Source organism: Caulobacter sp. S45 (genome assembly GCF_009765965.1).
GTDB lineage: Bacteria > Pseudomonadota > Alphaproteobacteria > Caulobacterales > Caulobacteraceae > CAHJWH01.
The window spans coordinates 348,413-370,734 of record NZ_LMUL01000017.1 but is presented as its reverse complement, the minus strand read 5'-3'; the positions used below and the strand labels follow the sequence as shown (position 1 = coordinate 370,734).

Sequence of the window (22,322 nt, the reverse complement as noted above, 5' to 3'; positions counted from 1 at the left end):
CGCCTACGCCGCCGTCGTCGCCACCGCCGCGGGACACCTGCCCGACAATGCGGCTCTGAGACTGGTGTTCTTCGCCCTGGCGGGAATCTGCTGGGGCCTGCCCCTGATCCCATTCATCAGCTGGATGAACCGGGGCCGCTGAGCCCCGGCTTCACCACAGATGGTCGGAGCGACAGGATTCGAACCTGCGACCCCTTGACCCCCAGTCAAGTGCGCTACCAGGCTGCGCCACGCTCCGACGAAGGCGCCCTTATAGAGGCGAGCGCGGATGACGCAATCGGGAATTCGGGTCGATCAGGAATTCAGTATCGATGGCGCAAGCAGGGCGTCGATCCGCGCCTTGGCCGCGTCGAGCTCGCTCAGAACCGCATAGAGGCGCACTCGAGCCCCTTCGCTCAGCGGTACGGGGGGCGAGGCGTCGTCCGGGGTTTCCGGATGGGCGGCGCGTTCCGCCTCCAGGATCGCCACGGCCTCGGGATCGCCGCCGGCCGCTTCGATCAGCCGCTTGACCCCGAACTCCTTGTGCAGCCGCTGCACGCCCTTGATGGTGTAGCCCTGTAGGTGAAGCAGGGTGCGCACGCCGGCCAGAACCTCCAGGTCCTGGCGCCGATAGAAGCGACGCCCGCCGGCGCGCTTCATCGGGCGGATGAAGGAGAACCGGGTCTCCCAGAACCGCAGGACATGCTGGGGCACGCCAAGTTCGTCCGAGGCCTCGGAGATGGTGCGAAACGCGTCCGGCCCCTTGGCGACGACCATGGCGATCAGTCCTCCGCGGCCCCGTTCAGGACCGTCGAAATCTCGGCCGTCTCCACCCTGGACTTCATCATCTGGGAGGCGCGGAAGCTGATGACGCGGCGCGGATCGATGGCGGCGGGCTTGCCCGTCTTGGGGTTGCGGCCCATGCGCGCCCGCTTCTCACGGACCTGGAACACGCCAAAGCCCGACAGCTTCACCGTCTCGCCACGTTGCAAGGCCTCGGCGATCAGGTCGAGCGTGCGTTCGACCAGTCCCGCGCAGTCCTGGCGGGTCAGGCCGACGTCCTGGTGGACGGATTCGGTCAAATCCGCCCGGGTCAGGGTTTCACTTTTCATATATGCGCCCAGCCCCCTTCATTCACGACATCGGCGCATGAGGCCAAAGCCAAGTCAAGTCAAAGGGTTCGCAGGTTGCTGGAGCGCGATAATCGATCACAGCCCAGATCTATCGTCAGACAAAGCGCCGTCGTCGCCATGAACGGCGTCCACTCGCGGCCATCGCGGCTCTACAGTCGGAGCACACAGGCGCCCCAGGTCAAACCTCCGCCCATGGCCTCCAACAACAACAGTTGGCCGGGCTGGATGCGTCCGTCGGCGACAGCCTCGGCCATGGCCAGCGGAATGGAGGCGGCGGAGGTGTTGGCGTGGCGATCGACCGTGCAGATCACCTTGGCCTCGTCGATCCCCAAGCGATGGGCCACGCCCTTGAGGATACGCAGGTTGGCTTGGTGGGGAATGAACCAGTCGACCGACGCCACCTCGATCCCGGCGTCGGCGGCGGCGGCCTCCACCCCCTCGGCGATGTTGACGACGGCGTGGCGGAACACCTGCTGGCCGGCCATGCGCAGATGGCCGACCGTGCCGGTGGTGGACGGGCCGCCGTCGACATAGAGCAGGTCCTGCTTGGTCCCGTCGCAGCGCAGGGCGAAGCCGAGCAGGCCACGATCGGCGGTGGTCCCCGGCTGTTCGCTCGGTTCCAGGATCACAGCGCCCGCGCCGTCGCCGAACAGCACGCAGGTGCCACGGTCGGTGTAGTCCATCAGCTTGGTCATCGACTCCGCCCCGATCACCAGGGCGCAGCGCGCCATGCCGCGCGCGACGAAGCCGTCGGCCACCGACAGGGCGTAGACGAAGCCCGAGCACACCGCCTGCACGTCGAAGGCGATCAGCACCGGCGCGCCCAGCTTGCGCTGGACGATGGCGGCGGTGGCGGGAAAGGTCAGGTCCCCGGTCGTGGTGGCCACGATGATCAGGTCGAGGTCGGCCGGCGTGCGCCCCGCGCGTTCCAGCGCCTGGCGGGCGGCGGCCACGGCGAGATCGGAGGTCGCTTCGCCTTCGGCCACCTTGTGCCGCTGGACGATGCCGGTCCGCTCGCGAATCCAGGCGTCGGAGGTGTCGACGATCTTGGCGAGGTCGTCGTTGGTGACGATGTTGGCGGGCAGGTACGCGCCCACACCCGTCACCACGCTACGCATCACACTCAAGAGGCGGCCTCCGCAGGCTGTCGCGCGTCGATCACCGCGGTCAGCCGTTCCATATTCTGTTCGATCCGGGTGGCGTAGTCGCTGGCGGCCAGGTCGGCGGCGATCTTGATGGCGTTGGCGAACCCCTTGGCGTCCGCGCCGCCATGACTTTTCACCACCGTGCCGTTCAGGCCCAGCAAGGGGCCGCCGTTCACCGAGCTGGGGTCGAGCCGCGCCTTCATCTTCCTGAGCGCGCCCGCCGCCAGCAGACCGCCGGCCTTGGCCATGGGGCTGGAGGTCAGGGTGTCGCGCAGGATGGCGGTGAAGAACCGCGCCATGCCCTCGCCCGTCTTCAACACCGCATTGCCGGTGAAGCCATCAGTGACCACCACGTCCACCGTGCCCATGGCGATGTCGTTGCCCTCCACGAAGCCGTAGTAGTCGAAACCCAGATCGTGGGCGCGCAACAGGCGGTGGGCCTCGCGCACCGCCTCGCTGCCCTTCTGCTCTTCCGAGCCCACGTTGAGCAGGCCGACCGTGGTGCGCTCGCCCGGCCGCCCGTGGACGGCGCAGTGGAAGGCCTCGCCCATGATGGCGAACTCCATCAGCTGGGCAGCGTCGCTGGCGATGTTGGCGCCGACGTCGAGAACCGCCGTCACGCCCCGCAGCGTCGGCCAGCTCGCCACCGCCGCCGGGCGCTCCACGCCGCCGACCATACGCAGCAGCAGCTTGGAGATCGCCATCAGCGCCCCGGTGTTGCCGCCGGACACCGCGGCCGAGGCCTCGCCACGCTTAACGCAGTCCACGGCGTTCCAGATGCTGGAGCCCTTGCCCCGACGCAAGGCCTGGGCGGCCTTCTCCTCGGCGGCGATCACCAGGTCAGTATGGCGGATTTCGCAGCGGCTCTTGAGGGCGGGATGCTTGGCGACCTCGGCCTCGATCTGGACCTTGTCGCCGTGCAGCAGGAAGGACACGTCGCGTCCCGCCATACGCTCCAGCGCGAGGGCTGCGCCGGCGATGGCGACGGGGGGGCCGTGGTCCCCACCCATGGCGTCGATGGAAATCACGAGGCGTTCGGGCACGGGCTCAGACGTAGTCCTTGCAAGCGCCGAACCGCCGACGCCGGGATACATGCGGGGCTGGCCCGATGCGGGCCGGACGATAGCGCGCGTCCTACGCGATGCAAGCGCACAGGATCACGCCTTTTCATCGCCCTCGGGCTTGTCCGCCCCCTTCAATCCCTGCAGCACGGCGAAGGGCGAGACCGGGCGCTCCTCCGGCGGCGGCTCGAACGTTGCGCCGGGCTTGCGGGGGAACGGATCGATTTCGAGCGCCAGATGCTCGACGACATAGGCCGCGACATCGATCGCGTCGCCTTCCAGCACGTCCGGCGGATCCTCGGCTTCGGGATCGATGTCGGCGACCTCGGCCTCCGGATCGCCCGCCGCTGGGCTGTCGGCGGGGACCACACGCACCGTGAACTCGCCACGGAGCGCGGTTTCGAACGGCTCTACCGTAAGACCGCAGATCTGGACGATGTCGGCGCTCCAGCGGCTGCGAAGCTCGGCGCCGTCCAGCCAGGGAACCAGGCGGACCTCGGCGGAAAGGCGCTTCAGCTCGACCAGGCCGAACTGCTTGGCCAGGGCGGCGCACCGCTCGGCGTCGGCGGCGAGGTCGACAACGGGCGAACCCCGCTGCACCTCGGCGAGCCTGACGATGACGGACCAAGGGGTCGAAGAAACGCTCATGAAAGGATTATACGCTCTGGAACGGCGGCCAGTTGAGTTCGGCCTGTAAAATATTCGACAGGGGCTGGGCGGCGATATCGGCCTCCACCCTGCGCACATAGGCCGCCAGCATCTCAGCGCCAGGTCCCTCCTGATCGCGCAGCACCGTCCGGCGAATCACCACGGCGAGTTCGGCCGGGTCGGCGCCCTCGGCCAGAGCGCGGTCGTAGCTCTTGATCCGGCCGTAGACCGCCTCGCCCAGCTTGCGCATCTTCTTGCCGACCGACAGGTCGCCGACGCCCATCTCGCGCAGCCCTTCGTCCAGATTGCTCAGGAAGGTGTCGAACACGGCCTGCGAGGTTTCCGACGCCTGGGCGCCCTGCCCCTTCAGCCGATGCAGCACCAGCACCAGATGCAGGACATAGAGTTCGAAGCGGCCTTCCACCGTGTCGGGCACGCCCGCCTGCAGATAAAGCGCGGGTTGGCGCGCCTGTGTGGACAGGCTTTTGTACAGGGCCCGTCCCGCCGCCACGGCCGGGCGGGGCGGGAACCATCTCTCGAACATCATCCGCCTCGTCTCCGCCGCGACAATCGGCTAACCTGCGTTTCCGTTGAACTAGGTCCGCGCGCGCGTTAGGTCAAAGCCACATCGTCGCCGCGGGCGGCGTTCGGAGTGTTAAATGTCCCGTTCCACCGTCGCCGTCGCCATCGCGTTGTGCCTGACCGGCGCGAGCGCCTGCGCGCCCACCATGGCGACCCAGGGCTTCCAGGCCGTGGACAACAAGCCGCAGGACATCAAGGCCGGGGCGGACACCCGCGCCAGCGTCCTGTCCAAGCTTGGCTCGCCCACCACCAGCGGCGCCTTCGACAACAACACCTGGTACTACATCAACCAGACGACCGAAAAATACGTCTTCTACACGCCCAGGGTCCAGAAGCGCGACGTGGTCGCCATCACCTTCGACAAGGCGGACAAGGTGGTGGACGTGAAGGAGCTGTTCCTCAAGGACGGCTATCAGATCGCCTATGACGGCCGCGAAACCCCGACCCGTGGTCGCGAGCTGAACTGGCTGGAGCAACTGCTCGGCAATATCGGCCGTGGCGGCGGCATGCTGCCCCAGGACTACGACCCCGGCCAACAGCGGCCGGGCACCGGCGGCGGCGGTGGCGGGCATTACTGACGTCCGTCGCGATTGGGTGACGGCCTGATCGGCTAAGCGCCCCGCCCTCTCAGCCACGCACTCCCTTCTCCCTCATCCCGGCCGCAGCGAAGCGGAGAGCCGGGACCCAGGAGTTGTGCGCACCGCCCCCAGGTCCCGGATAAGCGCAGACGCGCTTTCCGGGATGACAAGTGAGGAGGATCGGCTCGCCTCAGCCAACCCCGCGCCGCGCCAGCACCGCCAGTAGCAGCAGGGCGACGATGTTGGTGATCTTGATCATCGGGTTCACCGCGGGACCGGCGGTGTCCTTGTAGGGATCGCCCACGGTGTCGCCGGTGACCGCCGCCTTGTGGGCGTCAGAACCCTTGCCGCCGTAATGGCCCTCCTCGATGTACTTCTTGGCGTTGTCCCACGCCCCGCCGCCAGAGGTCATCGAGATGGCCACGAACAGCCCCGTGACGATCACCCCGATCAGCATCGCGCCGAGCGCGGCGAACGCATTGCTCTTGCCCGCCAGCACCAGGACCACCCCAAACAGCACCAGCGGCGATAACACCGGCAGCAGGCTCGGCGCGATCATCTCGCGTATGGCGGCGCGGGTCAGGATATCGACCGCGCGCCCATACTGGGGCTTGGCCTCGTAGGTCATGATCCCAGGAATCTCGCGGAACTGGCGACGGACCTCCTCGACCACCGCTCCGGCCGCGCGCCCCACCGCCGTCATCGATAGCCCGCCGAACAGGAAGGGCAGCAAGCCGCCGAACAGCAGGCCCACGATCACGAACGGATTGGACAGGTCGAAGGTCACCATCCCCATGTCGGCGAAGAAGGGGAAGCGGGCTTGGTTGGCCGGATCTGCGAAGAAGTGCAGGTCCTGGGTGTAGGCCGAAAACAGCACCAGCGCCCCCAAGCCCGCAGACCCGATGGCGTAGCCCTTGGTCACCGCCTTGGTGGTGTTGCCCACTGCATCGAGCGCATCGGTCGAGATGCGCACTTCGGCCGGCATGCCCGCCATCTCGGCGATACCGCCGGCGTTGTCGGTGACCGGACCGAAGGCGTCCAGCGCCACGATCATCCCGGCCAGGGCCAGCATGGTGGTCACCGCGATCGCCACGCCGAACAGGTTGGCCAGCATGTAGCTCGCCACGATCCCGACGATGATCACCAGCGCCGGCAGGGCCGTGGACTCCAGCGACACCGCCAGGCCCTGGATGACGTTGGTGCCGTGGCCGGAGACCGACGCCTTGGCGATCGACTGCACCGGGCGGAAGTTGGTGCCGGTGTAGTACTCGGTGATGACCACGATGGCGGCGGTGACCAGCAGGCCCATGATCCCGCACCAGAACAGCCGGTTGGCGTCGATGACGGTGGAGGTGAGCAGGGCGCCGGTGCCGGTGGTGACCACGATTGGGGCCTTGACCAGGGTGTGGATCACCCACCAGACCCCGACGATGGACAGCAGCCCGGTGGCGATCAGGCCCCGGTAGAGGGCGGCCATGATCTTCCGGTCCTTGCCCAGGCGCACGAAGAAGGCGCCGAAGATCGAGGTGATGATGCACACCCCGCAGATCGCCAGCGGCAGCAGCATCATGGTGGTCACGGTCGCATGGTCGGAGCCGCGGAAATAGATCGCCGCCAGCACCATGGTGGCCACGGTGGTCACCGCATAGGTCTCGAACAGGTCGGCCGCCATGCCGGCGCAGTCGCCGACGTTGTCGCCCACATTGTCGGCGATGGTGGCGGGGTTGCGGGGATCGTCCTCCGGGATGCCGGCCTCAAGCTTGCCGACCAGGTCGCCGCCGACGTCGGCGCCCTTGGTGAAGATGCCGCCGCCGAGCCGGGCGAAGATCGAGATCAGCGAGGCGCCGAAGCCCAGCGACACCAGGGCGTCCACCACCTCGCGGCTGGTGGGGTCGAGCCCCAACGGCCCGGTCAGGACGGCGTAGTAGCCCGTCACGCCCAGCAGCGCGAAGCCGGCCACGAACATGCCGGTGACCGTCCCCGCGCCGAACGCCACCTTGAGCCCCTTGTCCAGGCTCAGCGACGCCGCGAAGGCGGTGCGCACGTTGGCGCGGACCGAGATCAGCATGCCCGCATAGCCCGCCGCTCCCGACAGCACCGCCCCGATCACGAAGCCTATGGCCGGCAACACGCCCAGAAGCACCGCCAACACCACCAGGATGATCACGCCGACGACGGCGATGGTGCTGTACTGGCGGCGCAGATAGGCGGAGGCGCCTTCCTGGATCGCCGCGGCGATCTCCTTCATCTGGGGACTGCCGGCGGGCAGACGCAGGATCACGCTGGTCTGAGCGATGGCGTAGGCGACAGCGAGCAAACCTGCCGCGATCACGAGCAACAAAGGATTCATCTAGCGCAGTCCTCCCGTTTCTTCCCTGAGAAGCATCGGAGGACGCATGCGGCGCGCAGGGTGAAGCACCCCGACCGCCCCCTCGCCGCTCCCTGCCCCTGCTTTATTTGGACCGAGCCTCGCTCAATCTGCACAGAAGCGCAACCGCGCACCCGAAGGGGGAGAAAAGGTGCTTTCAACCTCGCAAATGCTGCAATGCACCACAAAGTTCGCCGCATGCATTTCCATGACAGCGAGGCGTGCTATAGCGGCGGCTTCAGCGCTTGCTGCACAGCGGAATATTCATGGACCTCTCCAAGATCCCCACCGGCGCCAACCCGCCCTACGACCTCAACGCGGTGATCGAGATCCCGCAAGGTGGAGAGCCGGTGAAGTACGAGATCGACAAGGATTCGGGGGCGCTCTACGTCGACCGTTTCCTGCACACCGCCATGTTCTACCCCGGCAACTACGGCTTCATCCCGCAGACCCTGGCCGACGATGGCGACCCCATGGACGTGATGGTGGTGGGCCCGACCCCGGTGGTTCCCGGCGCCATCATCCGCTGCCGTCCCGTCGGCGTGCTGATGATGTCCGACGAGAAGGGCGCTGACGAGAAGATCCTGGCCGTGCCGGTGGACAGCCTGCACCCCTTCTACACCGACGTGGCGTCCTGGCGTTCGCTGCCGAGCATCCTGACCGAGCAGATCGCCCACTTCTTCGCCCACTATAAGGACCTGGAAAAGGGCAAGTCGGTCGAGATCGTCCGCTGGGGCGACGTGGAAGAAGCCGCCGAGCTGATCCTGACCGGCATCGAACGGGCGAAGGGCGAGTAGCTCTCCTCTCTCCTTCTCCCCTTGTGGGAGAAGGAAGGGGCCCGGCGGAGCCGGGAGGGTTGAGGGGTCTCGCCGCGTTATGTGGTGAGCGCCCATCGGCCCCTCACCCTCCCATTGCTGCGCAACGGGCCCTCCCTCTCCCGCAAGGGGAGAGGGACAATGGCTTAGCTACTGCGGCCCAACGTGTTGCGGCGTCTCCGAAACGATTTGTACGCTGGTCGCCACGCCAACCCCGAGCACGGTGCGGCTCGCATCCAGGACCGCAGCCTTCAACCGCACATCGTCCAGATGCGCCGTGTCGTTCGGCCGGTTGAACGGAACGCGCGAGCCCTGACGCACCAACAGGTCGCGCAGATAGGGCTCGCGGGAATGTAACGGGACCGGGTCCTGTCCGGGCTTCAGCGTCAGCTTCATGATGACGAAGACGTAGTTGACCAGCTCTCCATTCACCACGACCGGAAAGCCGATCGGCTTCAGCTCGAAAGCGGGCGGCTCCGCCTTGCCCTTGGCCTTGGGTTCGGCCGCGGTCGCACCGAGCGGATAGGCGAGGAGGAAACAGGCCGCGGCGGCGGCGAACAGGCGTATGCGCATCGGGCGAGTTTCCGTCGACCGCGCGCGCCGGGCAAGCGCGACATGGACGCCAAGCGTTACTGGTGGGTCCATCCCATGCGCTCGATCCGCAACGGCTCCCCGCGAAAGCTTGCGGCGATCCCTTCGCCCTCGACGACCTCGCCTATGTCGGTGAGCGCCACGCCCCCCTCGGCGGCCAGAGCGACCGCCTCATGCGCGCGATCGGCGGCCGTGGTCAGCACCACCTCGTAGTCGTCGCCCAGGCTGGCGAGTTCGGCCAGGGCGGAAGCCAGATCATCTTGCCGCATCAACCATGCCTGGGCGGCGGACGACAACAGCAAGCGATCCAGATCGAGCCGCATCCCGACCCCGGACGCCCTGGCCACATGACCCGCGTCGGCCAGCAGGCCGTCGGAGACGTCGGCCGCGGCGCTGGCGCAGCGGCGCAGGACTTGGCGCAGCGCAAGGCGCGGCTCGGGCAGGCGATATCGTTCGGCAAGCGCGGCGCAATCCTCCGGCGACGCATCCGCCAGGGTCCCCAAAGCCGCCCTTAGCCCCAGCCCGCCATCGCCGATCACGCCCGAGACCAGCACCCGGTCGCCCGGCCTCGCACCGGCCCGGCGCACCATGGCCCCAGCCGGAACCCAGCCCAGCAGGGTGGCCGACAGCGTCAGGGGCCCGGGCGTGGACACCGTATCGCCACCGAACAGCTTCAGCCCGAACCGCCGCTGGTCCGCTTCCAATCCGGCGGCGAACAGCGCGCGCGCGCCCTCGCCGGTCCCGTGCGGCCAGGCGATGGCCAGGAAGTAGCCGTAGGGCTCGGCCGCCTTGGCCGCCAGATCGGAAAGGTTCACCCGCAACTGCTTGCGCGCCACCAGATCGAGCGGATCGTCGGGCAGGAAGTGGACGCCGGCCACCATGGCGTCCTTGGTCACGACCAGATCGAAGCCTGGCCGCGAGGGGATCACGGCGGCGTCGTCCAGCAGGTCCAGCGCCTCGGGCGCGCCGAAGGTCAGGGGCCGGAGATCGCGGGCGATGTGGTCGAACTCGTCTCCCACCGGATCGGGCCTGGCCTCAGGCCGGGCGGGCGTCGCGGGCCACCGCGTCGAGGGCGCCGTTGACGAAGGCCTGTTCCTTGCTGTCGACGAAGGCCTTGGCGACGTCCACATACTCGTCAATCACCACCTCGGTCGGAGTGTCGGGCCGGCGCAGCAGCTCCCAGGCGCCGGCGCGCAGCATGGCCCGCACGGTGGCGTCCAGCCGCTCCAGCTTCCAGTTGGCGGCGAGGCGACGGCGGATCAGGGCGTCCACGGCCACCTGCTCGGCGACCACGCCTCGGACCACATCGGCGAAGAAGGCTTCGTCCGCCTCGGCCAGGCGCTGGCCCTCGATGTCGCCGCCGAAACGGTGATCGGTGAATTCGCGCACCACCGCCTCCACGCCGACGCCGGCCACCTCCATCTGATAGAGGGCCTGCACGGCGGCGAGCCGGGCGACGGAGCGGGCCTGGCGGCCGGGGCGCGGCGCGGGCGCCGGAGTGACGTCGGCGTTCAAGCGTCCACCTCTTCGTTCAAGCCTTCCTCACCGAGGAAGCGGGCGAAATCCTGGGTTTCCCGGAAATCGCGGTAGACCGAGGCGTAGCGGACATAGGCCACCTCGTCCAAGCCCTTCAGCGCCTTCATCACCATCTCTCCGACCACGGACGAGGGGATGTCGGTTTCGCCCCAGCTTTCGAGCTGGCGCACGATGCCCGAAACCATGCGCTCGCTGCGCTCCTGGTCGATCGGGCGCTTGCGCAGCGCGATAGAGACCGAGCGCACCAGCTTCTCACGGTCGAACGGCGTGCGCCGGCCCGAGCGCTTGACGATGGTCAGCTCGCGCAGTTGCACCCGCTCGAAGGTGGTGAAGCGGCCGCCGCACTCCGGGCAGAAACGGCGGCGTCGGATGGCCGCATTGTCCTCGGACGGACGGCTGTCCTTCACCTGGCTTTCGGCATGGCCGCAGAACGGGCAACGCACCCTGGCTAATCCCCAACTTATGGTTGGCCGAGCGCTTCGGCCGTCTAGCTATAGATGGGGAAGCGGGACGTCAGGTCCAGCACTTCGGTGCGCACGGCGGCCTCGACCACCGCATCGCCCTGCTCATCGCCGGCCACGGTGTCGATCACGCGCGCGATCAGCTCGCCCACCTTGCGGAACTCCGCCTGACCGAAGCCACGGGTGGTGGCTGCAGGCGTGCCCAGGCGGATGCCCGAGGTGACGGTGAACGACGCGGTGTCGAAAGGAACCCCGTTCTTGTTGCAGGTGATCGCCGCACGCCCCAGCGCCGTCTCGGCCGCCCGGCCGGTCGCACCCTTGGGCCGCAGGTCCACCAGCATCAGGTGGCTGTCGGTGCCGCCTGAGACGATGTCCATCCCCGCGTCCTTCAGGGTCGCGGCCAGGACGCGGGCGTTGTCGATCACCGCCTGGGCGTAGGTCTTGAACTCCGGCCGCAGCGCCTCGCCGAAGGCCACGGCCTTGGCGGCGATCACATGCATCAGCGGGCCGCCCTGGAGGCCGGGGAAGACCGCCGAGTTGATCTTCTTACCCAGGTCCTCGTCGTTGGAGAGGATCATGCCGCCGCGCGGGCCGCGCAGGGTCTTGTGGGTGGTGGTGGTGCAGACGTGGGCGTGGGGGATCGGGCTGGGATAGACCCCGGCCGCGATCAGGCCCGCATAGTGGGCCATGTCGACCATCAGATAGGCGCCCACCGTATCGGCGATCTCGCGGAAGCGCTTGAAGTCGATGTGGCGGCTATAGGCCGAGCCGCCGGCGATGATCAGGCGCGGCTTTTCCTGCAGCACGGTCTGGGCCAACGCGTCGTAGTCGATCAAGTGGTCGTCGGGGCGCACGCCATAGGTGACCGGCTTGAACCACTTGCCGGAATAGTTGGCCGGGCTGCCGTGGGTCAGGTGGCCGCCGGCCGCCAGGTCCATGCCGACGAACACGTCGCCGGGCTTGAGCAGGGCCATGAACACGGCCTGGTTGGCCTGGGCGCCGGAGTGGGGCTGGACGTTGGCGTAGGTGCAGCCGAACAGCTGCTTGGCGCGCGACTGGGCCTGGCGCTCGGCCTCGTCCACATACTCGCAGCCGCCGTAGTAGCGCTTGCCCGGATAGCCCTCGGCGTACTTGTTGGTCATCACCGAGCCCTGGGCCTGGAGCACGGCCTTCGACACGATGTTCTCAGAAGCGATCAGCTCGATCTCGTGCTGCTGGCGGCCGAGTTCGCGCTGGATCGAGGCGAAGATTTCCGCGTCCGCCTGCTGCAGGTCGGTCTGGAAAAAACCCTGCTGACGGACGTCGGCGCGCGGGGCGGTCAGGGTTTCGGACATGGCGGCGACTCGCAAGGCTCTGAAGGCGCCGTTCTTAAGCCCACAGCGTCGTCACGACAACGCCGGACCCCGCATTCCTTGGAACCCTTGAGCACAATAGGGGGTTGGTTCTGCACGGGGGGCTCAAATGGGCGTCGGCGAAGGCCGGCGCCGCAACGGATTTTACGACGGGACCGGAATGACAACGCCCTCATCCGACGACGACGCCACCTTGCAGGACGCGACGCTGTTGCGCCTGAGCGCCGAGATCGCCGCCGCCTACCTCGCCAACAGCAGAGCGCTTCCCTCCGAAGTGCCAGAGATCGTCAAATCGGTACGCCAAGCGCTCGGCCAGCTCGGCCAGCCTGCACCCGCGCCGCCGGTCGAACGGCCCAAGCCCGCCGTACCTATCGGCCGCTCCGTCCAGCAGGACTACATCGTCTGCCTGGAGGACGGGAAGAAGCTGAAGATGCTCAAGCGATATCTGACGTCTCATTATGGCCTGACGCCGGAGGAATACCGCCGCCGCTGGGGCCTAGCGCCCGACTACCCCATGGTGGCGCCGTCTTACGCCACCCGCCGCTCCGAGTTCGCCCGCCAGATCGGCCTGGGCCGGGGCGTCCGCGGCCAGTCCCGCGCCGCGCGCACGGCGGCCGGGACCTGACGGGTAAGCGAGACAGTATTGCGTCCTTCGAGACGCTCCTTTGGGGCTCCTCAGGATGACGAGGGTATCTGAATTTCAGTAGCTTCGTCATGCTGAGGAGCGCGTAGCGCGCTCGAAGCACGAACAGGTCAGGCCGCGACGCCGCCCATGCGCTTGACGTTGCAGCGGGTCCACAGCCCGTTCATGGCGCGCACCAGATCGTCCATCATCCGGTCGTCGTGGAAGGGCGTTGGCGTGAAGCGCAGGCGCTCGGTGCCGCGCGGCACGGTGGGATAGTTGATCGGCTGCACATAGACGCCGTGGTCGGCCAACAGTAGGTCCGAGATCAGCTTGCAGTGGACCGGATCACCGACCAGCACCGGCACAATGTGGCTGCTCGACTCCATCACCGGCAGGCCGGCCTCCTTGAAGCGGCGCTTGAGGGTGGCGGCGCGTTCCTGGTGGCGGATCCGCATCTCGTCGTGCTGTTTCAGCCAGCGCACGCTGGCGAGCGCCCCGGCGGTGAGCGCGGGGGGCAGCGAGGTGGTGAAGATGAAGCCCGAGGCGTAGAGCCGGATCGCATCGACCAGCTCCGAGGCGGCGGCGATATAGCCGCCCATGACCCCAAACGCCTTGCCCAGCGTGCCCTCGACGATGTCGATCTGGTCCATCACCCCGTCGCGAGCAGCGACGCCGGCCCCACGCGGGCCGTACATGCCCACCGCATGGACCTCGTCCAGATAGGTCAAGGCGCCGTAGCGCTTAGCCAGGGCCACCGTACCGGCCAGGTCGGAGATGTCTCCGTCCATGGAATAGACGCTCTCGAACGCGATCAGCTTTGGCGCGTCGGCCGGCGCGGCCTTGAGCAGGCTTTCCAGATGCTCCAGGTCGTTGTGGCGGAAGATGCGGCGCTCGCCGCCGCCATGGCGGATGCCCGCGATCATCGAGGCGTGGTTCAGCGCGTCGGAGAAGATGATCAGGCCCGGCAGGATCTTGTACAGGCTCGACAGCGTCGCCTCGTTGGAGACGTAGCCGGAGGTGAACAGCAGGGCGGCGTCCTTGCCGTGCAGGTCGGCCAGCTCGTGCTCAAGCTCGACGTGCAGGTGGTTGGTGCCGGAGATGTTGCGCGTGCCGCCCGAGCCCGAGCCGTAGGTGGCGATGGCGTCCTGCATGGCCGCCAGCACGATGGGGTTCTGGCCTTGGCCGAGATAGTCGTTGGAACACCAGACCACCACTTCACGCTCGACGCCGGCGTCGCAGGTCCAGGTGGCGTGCGGGAAGGCGCCGCAGTGCCGCTTCAGGTCGGCGAACACGCGGTAGCGGCCTTCCTGGCGCACCTGCTCCACGGCGGTGCGAAATGCGGCCCGATAGTCTCGCTCGGTCATCTCGGCCTTCTATGCCTCGCTACCCCTGTGGACAAGACCGGGGCGCGTTTCGCTTTCCGCAGCCTCATAGACCCATGAACGGGCCGGAGGCCAACGGAGTTCTTCGATTAGGATAATAGACGACGCCTATTGATCGGGCTTGTATTCTCTCGCCCTGTTTTCAGCGTCGACTGGACGAAACGTCCAACCCGCCGGGCCAGGGCCTAGCCCGGCTTGCGGAACTTCAGGAGGAACTGGTCGGTGTGGCCGCGGATCGAGGGGTCGAACACCCGCGCGGTATGGGGATCGGCGGGGTTGTGCAGGACCGGGCTTTCGCCCACCAGCACGAAGCCGACCGAAGTCACCTCGTCGCGCACGGCGGCGACGTCGATCCGGTGCAACGTCCCCGCATCGCGCAGACCCGATCCGGCCTCGGCGGCGTGGTCCTCGATCACATAGAGTCCGCCCGGCTTCAGCGCGGCGAACACGGCCTTGTCGATGTCCAGCGCGGTGGAGGGCGGCAGCTTGGGGCCGTGCAGGTCGTGATAGTTCTGCGAGGTCCACACCATGTCGATCGGGGCATGGGCTGAAAGCTGGCCGACGCCTTCGACCAGCACGGTGACGTTGGCGTAGGCGGGCTCGGCCCCCACCGCCTTGGCCGCCGTCACCGCCTGGGGCGCGACCGCCGCCAGGCTCGCAGGCACCAGGGCGTAGACCTTGCCGGCCGGCCCGACCACGCGAGAGAAGATGCGGGTGAAATAGCCGCCGCCCGGGATCAGGTCGACCACGGTGTCGCCAGGCTTCAGGCCGGAGAAGGCCACCACCGGGGCGGGCTTGCGGTCCACGTCGCGGTCGCGATCCTTGTCGGGGCGCTGGGGATCGGCCACAGCGGCGAGCACGTAGGGCGGAACAGCGCCCATCGGCCGTTGCGCCGCGCTCGATTGGACCAGGGCGCCGCCAGCCAGGCCGACGGCCATGACGGACGCGAATAGGATGCGGATGTTCATCGTGGGTCCTCCCCTAGGCTCTTCCAGCCCTCGGCGGACTTCCTTAACAGCCCCGCGCCGGCTTGTCGTGAGGGCGACGATGGGGTTGAACCGATCCAGCCCAGCCGCAGGATACCACACCGCCATGAGCAAGGCCCCGCTCGCCGCCTATCCCGCGCTCCGTCCCCGCCGCCTGCGCCAGCAGGACTGGATTCGCCGCCTGGTGCGCGAGAGCGTGCTGACCCCGGCCGACCTGATCTGGTCCATCGTCGTGCACGAGGGCGAGGAGGCGGAAATCCCGGTGGCCTCCATGCCCGGTACGGCGCGGATGTCGGTCGCCCGCGCGGCCGAAGCGGCTCGGCAAGCCCGCGCGCTGGGCGTACCCGCCATCGCCGTCTTCCCCTTCATCGACGGGGTGAAGAAGGACGACCGGGGCACCGCCGCCCACGACCCGGACGGGGTGATCTGCCGCGCGGTCCGGGCGATGAAGGATGCGGCGCCCGAGGTCGGGATCATGTGCGACGTGGCGCTGGACCCCTTCACCAGCCACGGCCACGACGGGGTGCTGGAGCACGGCCGCATCCTCAACGACGCCACGGTCGAGCTGCTGGTCAAGCAAGGCGTCATGCAGGCCGAGGCCGGTTGCGACATCCTGGCCCCGTCCGACATGATGGACGGCCGCGTCGGGGCGCTCCGCACCGCATTGGAGCAGGCCGGCCACCAGGACGTGATGATCATGGCCTATGCGGCCAAGTACGCCTCGGCCTTCTACGGCCCGTACCGCGACGCCATCGGCTCGGCCAAGCTGGGCGCCGGCCAGTTCGACAAGAAGACCTACCAGATGGACCCGGCCAACACCGACGAGGCCCTGCGCGAAGTGGCGCTCGACATCGCCGAGGGCGCCGACATGGTGATGGTCAAGCCGGGCATGCCCTATCTGGACATCGTGCGCCGGGTGGTCGAGGCCTTCGCCGTGCCCACCTTCGCCTTCCAGGTCTCGGGCGAGTACGCCATGCTGATGGCGGCGGCCCAGAACGGCTGGCTGGAAGAGGACCGCGCGATCCTGGAAAGCCTGCAGGCGTTCAAGCGCGCCGGCTGCGCGGGGGTGATCACCTACTTCGCGCCGAGGGCGGCGCGGATGCTGGGAGCGTGACGGCGGAGGACTTCCGCCGGCTGGCCCTGTCCATGCCGGGCGCGGAGGAGCGGTCCCACATGGGCAATCCGGACTTCCGGGTGAACGGCAAGATCTTCGCCACCCTCGGCGGCGCGACAGGACGGCCGGTGGTGAAACTGCTGCCGGAAGAACAGGCCATGCTGATGGAGGCGGAACCGGACCTGTTCACGCCCGCCAGCGGAGCCTGGGGCCGCAACGGCTCGACCCATCTGACGCTGGACCGCATCGATGAAGCCACCGCGCGTGATGTGCTGGGCCGGTCGTACCGGAATGTGACGGCGTCGAAGCGGCGGCGGTGAGGATTGGGTTACTACCTCCTTATAACCGCTCCCATGCAGTCGATTGGCGAAACCAAAGCCGTCATGCCCGCTCCCTCAACGGACGGAAGAAGGCGCGGATGTCCTCTGCGAGGAGGGCCGGTTCTTCCATGGCGGCGAAGTGGCCGCCTCTGGGCATGGCGGTCCAGCGCTCGACGTTGAAGCTGCGTTCGACCCAGGACCGCGGCGGCGTCGACAGCTCGTGCGGGAACAGGGCGACGCCGAGCGGCGGCCTCACGCGTTCCGACGCTTCGAATGTCAGGGGCGCCAGCCTGTTCTCCTTATAGAGGCGCAGCGAGGCGCCCACGCTCCCGCTGAACCAATAGAGGCTGATGTCGGTGAGCAGGGCATCCAGGCTGAAGACGCTTTCCACGTCGCCGTCGCAGTCGCTCCAACTCCGGAACTTCTCGACGATCCAGGCGGCGAGCCCGACCGGGGAGTCCGTCAGCGCATAGGCCAGGGTCTGCGGCTTCGTACTTTGCAGCAATGCATAGGCGCCCTCCGAGGCCGCCCACTTCGCGCCACGATCGAGGAAGGCCTGTTCCGCCTCGGTGATGGGGGGCTGCGCCGGTCCGAGCGCCGGGCGATAGCTGCCGGGGATATAGTTGAGGTGGGCGCCGATGACGGTCTGGGGAAACAGCCGCGCCATCCAGGCCGAAACGCCGGCGCCAATATCGCCCCCCTGGGCGCAGAAGCGCTCATAGCCCAACCCTTCCATCAGCCCCCGCCAAAACTCGGCGATGCGACGAGAGCTCACGCCCTGCGTCATCGGCGCCGGAGAGAAGCCGAAGCCGGGCAAGGAGGGCGCGACCACATGGAAGGCGTCGGCGGGATCGCCGCCATGGGCCGCCGGGTCGGTCAGCAACGGGATGACATGCTCCATCTCGACGAAGGAGCCGGGCCAGCCGTGGGTGATGACGAGCGGCAGCGGCGCCGGCCCCCGTCCCGGCTGATGAACGAAGTGGATTTCGGCGTCCTCCACCTTCGCCATGTACTGGGGAAGCCGATTGAGCCTCGCCTCATGGGCGCGCCAGTCGAACGCGCCCAGCCAATGATCCGTGAGCCGCCGGAGAAATCCCAGATCCGAGCCGTCCTCCCAGCCCAGACCGTGGATCTGGTCAGGCCACCGCGTTCCGCGAAGACGGCGCTTCAGATCCTCGAGCTGATCGTCGGGTATCTGGATCTTGAAGGGGCGCAGTTCCACGACCGGACGCCTCCGGCTCGCCCTACTCCCGCTCCAACCGCGCCACCAGGCTGGACGTGTCCCACCGGCGGCCGCCCATGGCCTGCACCTCGGCGTAGAACTGGTCGACCAGCGCGGTGAGCGCCAACTGAGCGCCGTTCGTGCGCGCCTCGTCCAGCACCAGGCCCAGGTCCTTGCGCATCCAGTCGACCGCGAAGCCGAAGTCGAACTTCCCCTCGACCATGGTCCCCCAGCGGTTGTCCATCTGCCAGGACTGGGCGGCGCCCTTCGATATCGCACTGTGCACCAGCCCGCTGTCCACGCCCGCGCGCTCGGCGAAGTGGACCGCCTCGGCCAGGCCCTGGACCACGCCGGCGATGCAGATCTGGTTGCACATCTTGGCGAGCTGGCCCGCGCCGCTGTCGCCGATGCGCTGGATGGTCTTGCCGTAGGCTGAGATCACCGGCTTCACCCGCTCGAACGCCGTCTCGTCGCCACCGCACATGATGGTCAGCGCGCCCTTCTCCGCACCGGCCTGGCCGCCGGAGACCGGGGCGTCGACGAAATGGCGGCCGCTGGCCTGGGCGTGCTCGGCCATCTCGCGCGCCACCTTGGCCGAGGTGGTGGTGTGGTCGACGATCACCGCGCCCGGGGCCAGATGGTCCAGCGCCTCGCGCACCACCTGGCGCACGTCGTCGTCATTGCCGACGCACAGGGCCAGCACCTCGCAGCCCTGGGCGGCTTCGGAAATCTGCTGCGCGGCCAGCCCGCCATGATCGGCGACGAAGCGCTCGGTCTTGGCGTAGCTCCGGTTGAACACCGACAGGGTGTGGCCGGCCGTGGCCAGGTGCCCCGCCATGGGCGCACCCATCACGCCGAGACCGATGAAGCCGACTTTCATGGGGAAGCCTCCGAAACGAGCAGACCAGGCTGGGTAAGCGCCGCGAGCGGGGCGTGCAACCGCATCTTAACGCTGTCGCCCCTAAGCAGGCCTCGAACGGGTGGGATTGAGCGATGGCTTACGGCGACAACGCGCCGATCATCATCAAGAAGGTCAAGAAGGTGGTCGGCGGCGGCCACCACGGTGGTGCGTGGAAGGTGGCCTACGCCGACTTCGTCACCGCGATGATGGCCTTCTTCCTGCTGATGTGGCTGATCAACACCACCAGCCCCGAGCAGAAGCGCGGCATCGCCGACTATTTCGCCCCCGCCAGCGTCTCGGCCACCACCAGCGGCTCGGGCGGCATCCTCGGCGGCACCGGGCTCGGCGACGTGGGGGCCAAGAGCGAAGGCTCGACCTCCGCCATGAAGCAGCTCGCCCCCGAGGCGCCCAAGACCCTGCAGGCCGGCAAATCTTCCTCCAGCGCAGCAGCCGACGACGCCGCCAAGGCGGCCAAGGAGGCGCAGGCCCGCAAGGAAGAGGAAGACTTCAAGAGCGCGGCGGAATCCCTGCGCCAGGCGCTGCAGGACATGCCGGAATTGGCGGAGCTGTCCAAGCAGGTGATCGTGGACGAGACGCCCGAGGGCCTGCGCATCCAGCTGGTGGACCAGGAGGGCCGGTCCATGTTCGAGCAGGGATCAGCCAAGCCCAACGACCGCGCGCGCCTGCTGCTGCGCGCGGTGTCCAAGGTGATCAACCAGCTGCACAACCGCATCACCGTCGCTGGCCACACCAGCACCACCGTGGGCGCCAAGGGTGGCGACGACTGGGCGCTGTCCTCGGCCCGCGCCAACGCCTCGCGCAATATCCTGCAGGAATCGGGCGTGGACGCCGACCGAATCTACCAGGTCTCGGGTAAGGCCACGTCCGACCCGCTCTATCCCGACGACCCGACCCTCCCCGGCAACCGCCGTATCGCCATCACCCTGCTGAGGGAGAAGCCGGTGCTGCCGCCAGACCATGCCTGACGGTCGCGCCCAAAGGCGCGTATCCAGCCCGATCACAGGGCGGTGTCAGCGTCATCGCGCCCCTTGCGCAGCCGGCTTGGCCGGTCCCAAATCCTGATTATGGCAGATCGCCCGCCCGCTCTGATTCCGTCCTGGCCGTGACGCACCATTTCGCCACGCGCCAGCTCCGTTTCTTCCTCACCGCGCCCTCGGCATGCCCCTACCTGCCCGGCCGCAGCGAGCGGAAGGTGTTCGCCCACCTGCCCCTGACCGAAGGTCCGGTCATCAACGACACCCTGACCGAGGTCGGGTTCCGCCGGTCGCAGAACATCGCCTATCGCCCCGCCTGCGACGGCTGCGACAGCTGCGTCTCCGCGCGCATCCCGGTGGAGGACTACCCGTTCGCCCGCTCGGAGCGCCGGGTGCTGGATCGCAACGCCGACCTGTCACGTCACTTGGTCGAGGCGGAGGCGACGCTGGAGCAGTTCGAACTGCTCCGACGCTACCTGCTCGCCCGCCATTCGGAAGGCGGCATGGCCGACATGGTCTGGGCGGATTACGTGGCCATGGTCGAAGACACCGCGGTCCGCACCCACCTGATCGAGTACCGCCTGCCCTCCGACGATCGCGGCCCCGGCGAGCTGATCGCGTGCGCGCTGGTGGACATGCTCAAGGACGGGCTGTCGCTGGTCTACAGCTATTACGACCCGGCCTTGGCCCGTCGGAGCCTCGGCTCCTTCGTCATCCTGGACCATGTGCGCCAGGCCCAGGCCGCCCGCGTGCCCTATGTCTATCTAGGTTACTGGGTCTCGGGCAGCGTGAAGATGGCCTACAAGGCGCGCTTCAATCCGCTGGAAGTGCTACGGCCCGGCGGCTGGCGGCTACTGTCCCAGCGCGAGCGCCAAGCCAACGAGGGCCTGCCGGGACCGGGGTCCGAACCGGGTTGAGGGTCTTCGCTCTGCGTTCCCCGCCTATGGGTTCAGCGACCCAGGAACAGCAACAGGCCGCTCAGCGCCACGCCGGCCACGCCCACCAGGGCGGCCCAGCGCGGGAAGCGCCGACGACGCGCCGGCTGGATGCTGATGGACGCGAAGCCGGGGCTGAAACGCCGTCCAACTTCACTGCCGATGATCTGGCCCATGGACGCACTCCAACTTAGGCGGTGAGCCTATGACAGGCGGCCCGATTCTCTGGAAGCCCTCTCACGGGGGGACAGCTTAAAACTGTCATTTAGGTTCTTCGCGCAAAAGTCGGCCACGATAACCCGCCCTCAACCCATCGTCGTCTAGATGGGTTCGAGATGGTGTACCCGGCATGAGTAGTCCTGGCGTTCGCAACCTGTCGCTTCTGGAAGGAAGCGCCTCTACAGGGCGCGTGCTCAACCTGCGTCAGGTGGCGTTGGCCAACCGCAAGGACGCCGATTTCCGCAACCGCCCCTTCTTCCAGACCCCGGCGCTGAACCGCAGCCTGATCGTCAAGCATCACCTGCGCGGCAACGAGCTGGAGATGTTCGCCGAGACCCGCGCCTCGGCCACCAAGGTGCTGCTGCCGATCGACCACCAGAACCTGCGCGCCGGCGCCAAGTACTTCTTCGTCGGCCAGCGCGACTACGCCGGCATGATGGAATGGGACCTGGGCCTGACCGACCCCGCCTGCCACGACCTGCAGATGCTGGCCTTCCTGAACGAAATCCCATCGTTCGACCCGTTCCTGCTGCGCGAACAACTGCGGCGGCGACAGTTCGACGTGGCGCCCTGCTATTTCAACGTGTCGACCTCCGACACCGCGCAGATGCTCAGCTTCGCTCAGGCGGAAATCCAACCCCTGGTGGACATCGCCTTTGGCGAGCTGAGCGGGCACCGGGGCGGCGTGCTGGCGCAGAAACTGCTGACCAATGCGGACGATGCGGCGCTCCAACCCCTGCGCCAGGTCCTGCACCTGGACGCCGAGCAGTTCGCCGAGTGCATGTTCTGCTGGAAGGCCTTCCTCTATTACAAATGGAAGCTGACCGCGCTGGCGCCCAGCGTCAGCGAAGTCACCGCCCAGGTCGCCTCGATCCGACCCGCCACGCGCGGCACGCACGACACCCAGTCCTACATCTCGTCGGCCCGCGCCAACATCCATTCGGCGGTCGGCACCGCCTGCCGCCACGTGTCCCACACCCTTCGCCTGTACGACGTCGCCTACAATGGCCTGGTCAGCCGGGGCGACGGACAGGGCTTCCGCGACTTCCTGCTGCAGGCGCCCGCCCGTTTCACCCAGCTTGGCGAGGAGCTGGCGGCGGTCGATCACATCATCAGCTTCTGGCAGTACAGGTTCCCACGACGCCAGAGCACCACCGTCGCCGCGGAGGAACTGGCCAACATCTTCCGCGACTTCGAAAGCGGCCTGCGCATCCAGCTCAAGGGCCAGGCCGTGCGGAATCTGACGCCCATCCTCATGTAGACGAAAAGGGCGCCCCGGCTCGAAACGGGGAACGCGCCTACGTCCGCTGATTGCATCGGCCAACTTTTCTCAGGTTAACCGGCCGCTTATCACATTCCACTAGGGTCGCGGAC

The 22,322-nt window shown here is 67.8% G+C and carries 26 protein-coding genes and 1 tRNA gene; 9 read left to right on the top strand and 18 right to left on the bottom strand.

The annotated features are described in order from the left end of the window. Window positions 1–142: DUF2842 domain-containing protein (locus tag GSQ87_RS22965; RefSeq protein ID WP_158918610.1), on the top strand; the 142-nt coding region annotated here is incomplete at its 5' end. Window positions 143–161: 19 nt separating this feature from the next. Here the strand turns inward: GSQ87_RS22965 and GSQ87_RS21555 are convergent. The 7 genes from GSQ87_RS21555 to GSQ87_RS21525 all read right to left on the bottom strand — a co-directional run bounded on the left by GSQ87_RS21555 (window position 162) and on the right by GSQ87_RS21525 (window position 4,513). After that, window positions 162–238: transfer RNA gene (locus GSQ87_RS21555), tRNA-Pro, on the bottom strand. 56 nt (window positions 239–294) lie between these two features. Beyond that, on the bottom strand, window positions 295–756 hold the full coding sequence (locus tag GSQ87_RS21550) for a MerR family transcriptional regulator (RefSeq protein WP_158918608.1): 462 nt from the start codon (window positions 754–756) through the stop codon (window positions 295–297). 5 nt (window positions 757–761) lie between these two features. After that, window positions 762–1,091: an integration host factor subunit alpha gene (locus tag GSQ87_RS21545; protein ID WP_158918606.1), complete on the bottom strand. Its 330-nt coding sequence runs from the start codon at window positions 1,089–1,091 to the stop codon at window positions 762–764. A 170-nt stretch (window positions 1,092–1,261) separates the two neighbouring features. Next, entirely contained in the window at window positions 1,262–2,239 is a 978-nt protein-coding gene (locus GSQ87_RS21540; protein WP_174241482.1) for a beta-ketoacyl-ACP synthase III, read from the bottom strand. Then, window positions 2,236–3,300 carry a phosphate acyltransferase PlsX gene (plsX, locus tag GSQ87_RS21535; protein WP_256375907.1) on the bottom strand — a complete coding sequence of 355 codons (1,065 nt, stop codon included), beginning with the start codon at window positions 3,298–3,300 and terminating at the stop codon, window positions 2,236–2,238. Before plsX ends, GSQ87_RS21540 begins: the two co-directional genes overlap by 4 nt. 114 nt (window positions 3,301–3,414) lie before the next feature. Continuing rightward, window positions 3,415–3,966 carry a DUF177 domain-containing protein gene (locus tag GSQ87_RS21530; protein ID WP_158918602.1) on the bottom strand — a complete coding sequence of 184 codons (552 nt, stop codon included), beginning with the start codon at window positions 3,964–3,966 and terminating at the stop codon, window positions 3,415–3,417. Between the two features lie 7 nt (window positions 3,967–3,973). Continuing rightward, entirely contained in the window at window positions 3,974–4,513 is a 540-nt protein-coding gene (locus GSQ87_RS21525) for a ubiquinol-cytochrome C chaperone family protein (protein ID WP_254063190.1), read from the bottom strand. Window positions 4,514–4,625: 112 nt separating this feature from the next. Between GSQ87_RS21525 and GSQ87_RS21520 the strand changes: the two genes are divergently transcribed. Further along, on the top strand, window positions 4,626–5,126 hold the full coding sequence (locus GSQ87_RS21520; protein ID WP_158918600.1) for an outer membrane protein assembly factor BamE: 501 nt from the start codon (window positions 4,626–4,628) through the stop codon (window positions 5,124–5,126). A 190-nt stretch (window positions 5,127–5,316) separates the two neighbouring features. On the opposite strand, the gene GSQ87_RS21515 is transcribed toward GSQ87_RS21520, so the two are convergent. Continuing rightward, window positions 5,317–7,476, bottom strand: a complete 2,160-nt coding sequence (locus tag GSQ87_RS21515; protein WP_158918598.1) for a sodium-translocating pyrophosphatase — start codon at window positions 7,474–7,476, stop codon at window positions 5,317–5,319. 284 nt (window positions 7,477–7,760) lie between these two features. On the opposite strand from GSQ87_RS21515, the gene ppa reads away from it, so the two are divergent. Further along, window positions 7,761–8,291 carry an inorganic diphosphatase gene (gene ppa / locus GSQ87_RS21510; protein WP_158918596.1) on the top strand — a complete coding sequence of 177 codons (531 nt, stop codon included), beginning with the start codon at window positions 7,761–7,763 and terminating at the stop codon, window positions 8,289–8,291. Window positions 8,292–8,459: 168 nt separating this feature from the next. Here the strand turns inward: ppa and GSQ87_RS21505 are convergent, their stop codons facing one another. The 5 genes from GSQ87_RS21505 to glyA are packed head-to-tail and all read right to left on the bottom strand — an operon-like array spanning window position 8,460 to window position 12,231. Further along, entirely contained in the window at window positions 8,460–8,882 is a 423-nt protein-coding gene (locus GSQ87_RS21505; RefSeq protein WP_158918594.1) for a hypothetical protein, read from the bottom strand. Window positions 8,883–8,938: 56 nt separating this feature from the next. Then, the gene (thiL, locus tag GSQ87_RS21500; protein WP_158918592.1) at window positions 8,939–10,030 is read right to left on the bottom strand and encodes a thiamine-phosphate kinase; all 1,092 of its coding nucleotides are present in this window, start codon (window positions 10,028–10,030) and stop codon (window positions 8,939–8,941) included. After that, the gene (gene nusB / locus GSQ87_RS21495) at window positions 9,936–10,415 is read right to left on the bottom strand and encodes a transcription antitermination factor NusB (RefSeq protein WP_158918590.1); all 480 of its coding nucleotides are present in this window, start codon (window positions 10,413–10,415) and stop codon (window positions 9,936–9,938) included. The genes thiL and nusB overlap by 95 nt, the downstream gene beginning before the upstream one ends. Beyond that, window positions 10,412–10,879: a transcriptional regulator NrdR gene (gene nrdR / locus GSQ87_RS21490; protein ID WP_158918588.1), complete on the bottom strand. Its 468-nt coding sequence runs from the start codon at window positions 10,877–10,879 to the stop codon at window positions 10,412–10,414. The genes nusB and nrdR overlap by 4 nt, the downstream gene beginning before the upstream one ends. Before the next feature lie 44 nt (window positions 10,880–10,923). Next, window positions 10,924–12,231 (bottom strand): serine hydroxymethyltransferase, encoded by a 1,308-nt coding sequence (gene glyA / locus GSQ87_RS21485; protein ID WP_158918586.1) that lies wholly within the window; start codon window positions 12,229–12,231, stop codon window positions 10,924–10,926. A gap of 178 nt (window positions 12,232–12,409) precedes the next feature. Here glyA and GSQ87_RS21480 point away from each other — a divergent pair, with 178 nt between their 5' ends. Continuing rightward, window positions 12,410–12,874, top strand: coding sequence for a MucR family transcriptional regulator (locus GSQ87_RS21480; RefSeq protein ID WP_158918583.1), 465 nt, complete (start codon window positions 12,410–12,412; stop codon window positions 12,872–12,874). A gap of 128 nt (window positions 12,875–13,002) precedes the next feature. On the opposite strand, the gene hemA is transcribed toward GSQ87_RS21480, so the two are convergent. After that, on the bottom strand, window positions 13,003–14,238 hold the full coding sequence (hemA, locus tag GSQ87_RS21475; RefSeq protein WP_158918581.1) for a 5-aminolevulinate synthase: 1,236 nt from the start codon (window positions 14,236–14,238) through the stop codon (window positions 13,003–13,005). Between the two features lie 203 nt (window positions 14,239–14,441). Further along, window positions 14,442–15,224, bottom strand: a complete 783-nt coding sequence (locus GSQ87_RS21470; RefSeq protein ID WP_158918579.1) for a class I SAM-dependent methyltransferase — start codon at window positions 15,222–15,224, stop codon at window positions 14,442–14,444. Window positions 15,225–15,348: 124 nt separating this feature from the next. Between GSQ87_RS21470 and hemB the strand changes: the two genes are divergently transcribed. Together hemB and GSQ87_RS21460 are read left to right on the top strand one after the other, a co-directional pair. Next, window positions 15,349–16,356, top strand: coding sequence for a porphobilinogen synthase (hemB, locus tag GSQ87_RS21465; RefSeq protein WP_158918577.1), 1,008 nt, complete (start codon window positions 15,349–15,351; stop codon window positions 16,354–16,356). After that, on the top strand, window positions 16,353–16,676 hold the full coding sequence (locus GSQ87_RS21460) for an MmcQ/YjbR family DNA-binding protein (protein ID WP_254063188.1): 324 nt from the start codon (window positions 16,353–16,355) through the stop codon (window positions 16,674–16,676). The genes hemB and GSQ87_RS21460 overlap by 4 nt, the downstream gene beginning before the upstream one ends. A gap of 61 nt (window positions 16,677–16,737) precedes the next feature. On the opposite strand, the gene GSQ87_RS21455 is transcribed toward GSQ87_RS21460, so the two are convergent. Together GSQ87_RS21455 and GSQ87_RS21450 are read right to left on the bottom strand one after the other, a co-directional pair. Next, complete coding sequence (locus tag GSQ87_RS21455) at window positions 16,738–17,898, bottom strand: epoxide hydrolase family protein (protein WP_158918575.1); 1,161 nt, start codon at window positions 17,896–17,898, stop codon at window positions 16,738–16,740. Window positions 17,899–17,920: 22 nt separating this feature from the next. Next, the gene (locus tag GSQ87_RS21450) at window positions 17,921–18,778 is read right to left on the bottom strand and encodes an NAD(P)-dependent oxidoreductase (RefSeq protein WP_158918573.1); all 858 of its coding nucleotides are present in this window, start codon (window positions 18,776–18,778) and stop codon (window positions 17,921–17,923) included. Between the two features lie 113 nt (window positions 18,779–18,891). Here GSQ87_RS21450 and GSQ87_RS21445 point away from each other — a divergent pair, with 113 nt between their 5' ends. Then, window positions 18,892–19,785 (top strand): flagellar motor protein MotB, encoded by an 894-nt coding sequence (locus GSQ87_RS21445; RefSeq protein ID WP_158918571.1) that lies wholly within the window; start codon window positions 18,892–18,894, stop codon window positions 19,783–19,785. Between the two features lie 137 nt (window positions 19,786–19,922). Further along, on the top strand, window positions 19,923–20,711 hold the full coding sequence (locus tag GSQ87_RS21440) for an arginyltransferase (RefSeq protein ID WP_158918569.1): 789 nt from the start codon (window positions 19,923–19,925) through the stop codon (window positions 20,709–20,711). A gap of 32 nt (window positions 20,712–20,743) precedes the next feature. On the opposite strand, the gene GSQ87_RS21435 is transcribed toward GSQ87_RS21440, so the two are convergent. After that, the gene (locus tag GSQ87_RS21435; protein ID WP_158918567.1) at window positions 20,744–20,905 is read right to left on the bottom strand and encodes a hypothetical protein; all 162 of its coding nucleotides are present in this window, start codon (window positions 20,903–20,905) and stop codon (window positions 20,744–20,746) included. Between the two features lie 173 nt (window positions 20,906–21,078). On the opposite strand from GSQ87_RS21435, the gene GSQ87_RS21430 reads away from it, so the two are divergent. After that, a complete protein-coding gene (locus tag GSQ87_RS21430) occupies window positions 21,079–22,209 on the top strand; it encodes a hypothetical protein (RefSeq protein WP_158918565.1) in 1,131 nt (376 codons plus the stop codon). Window positions 22,210–22,322: the final 113 nt, after the last annotated feature.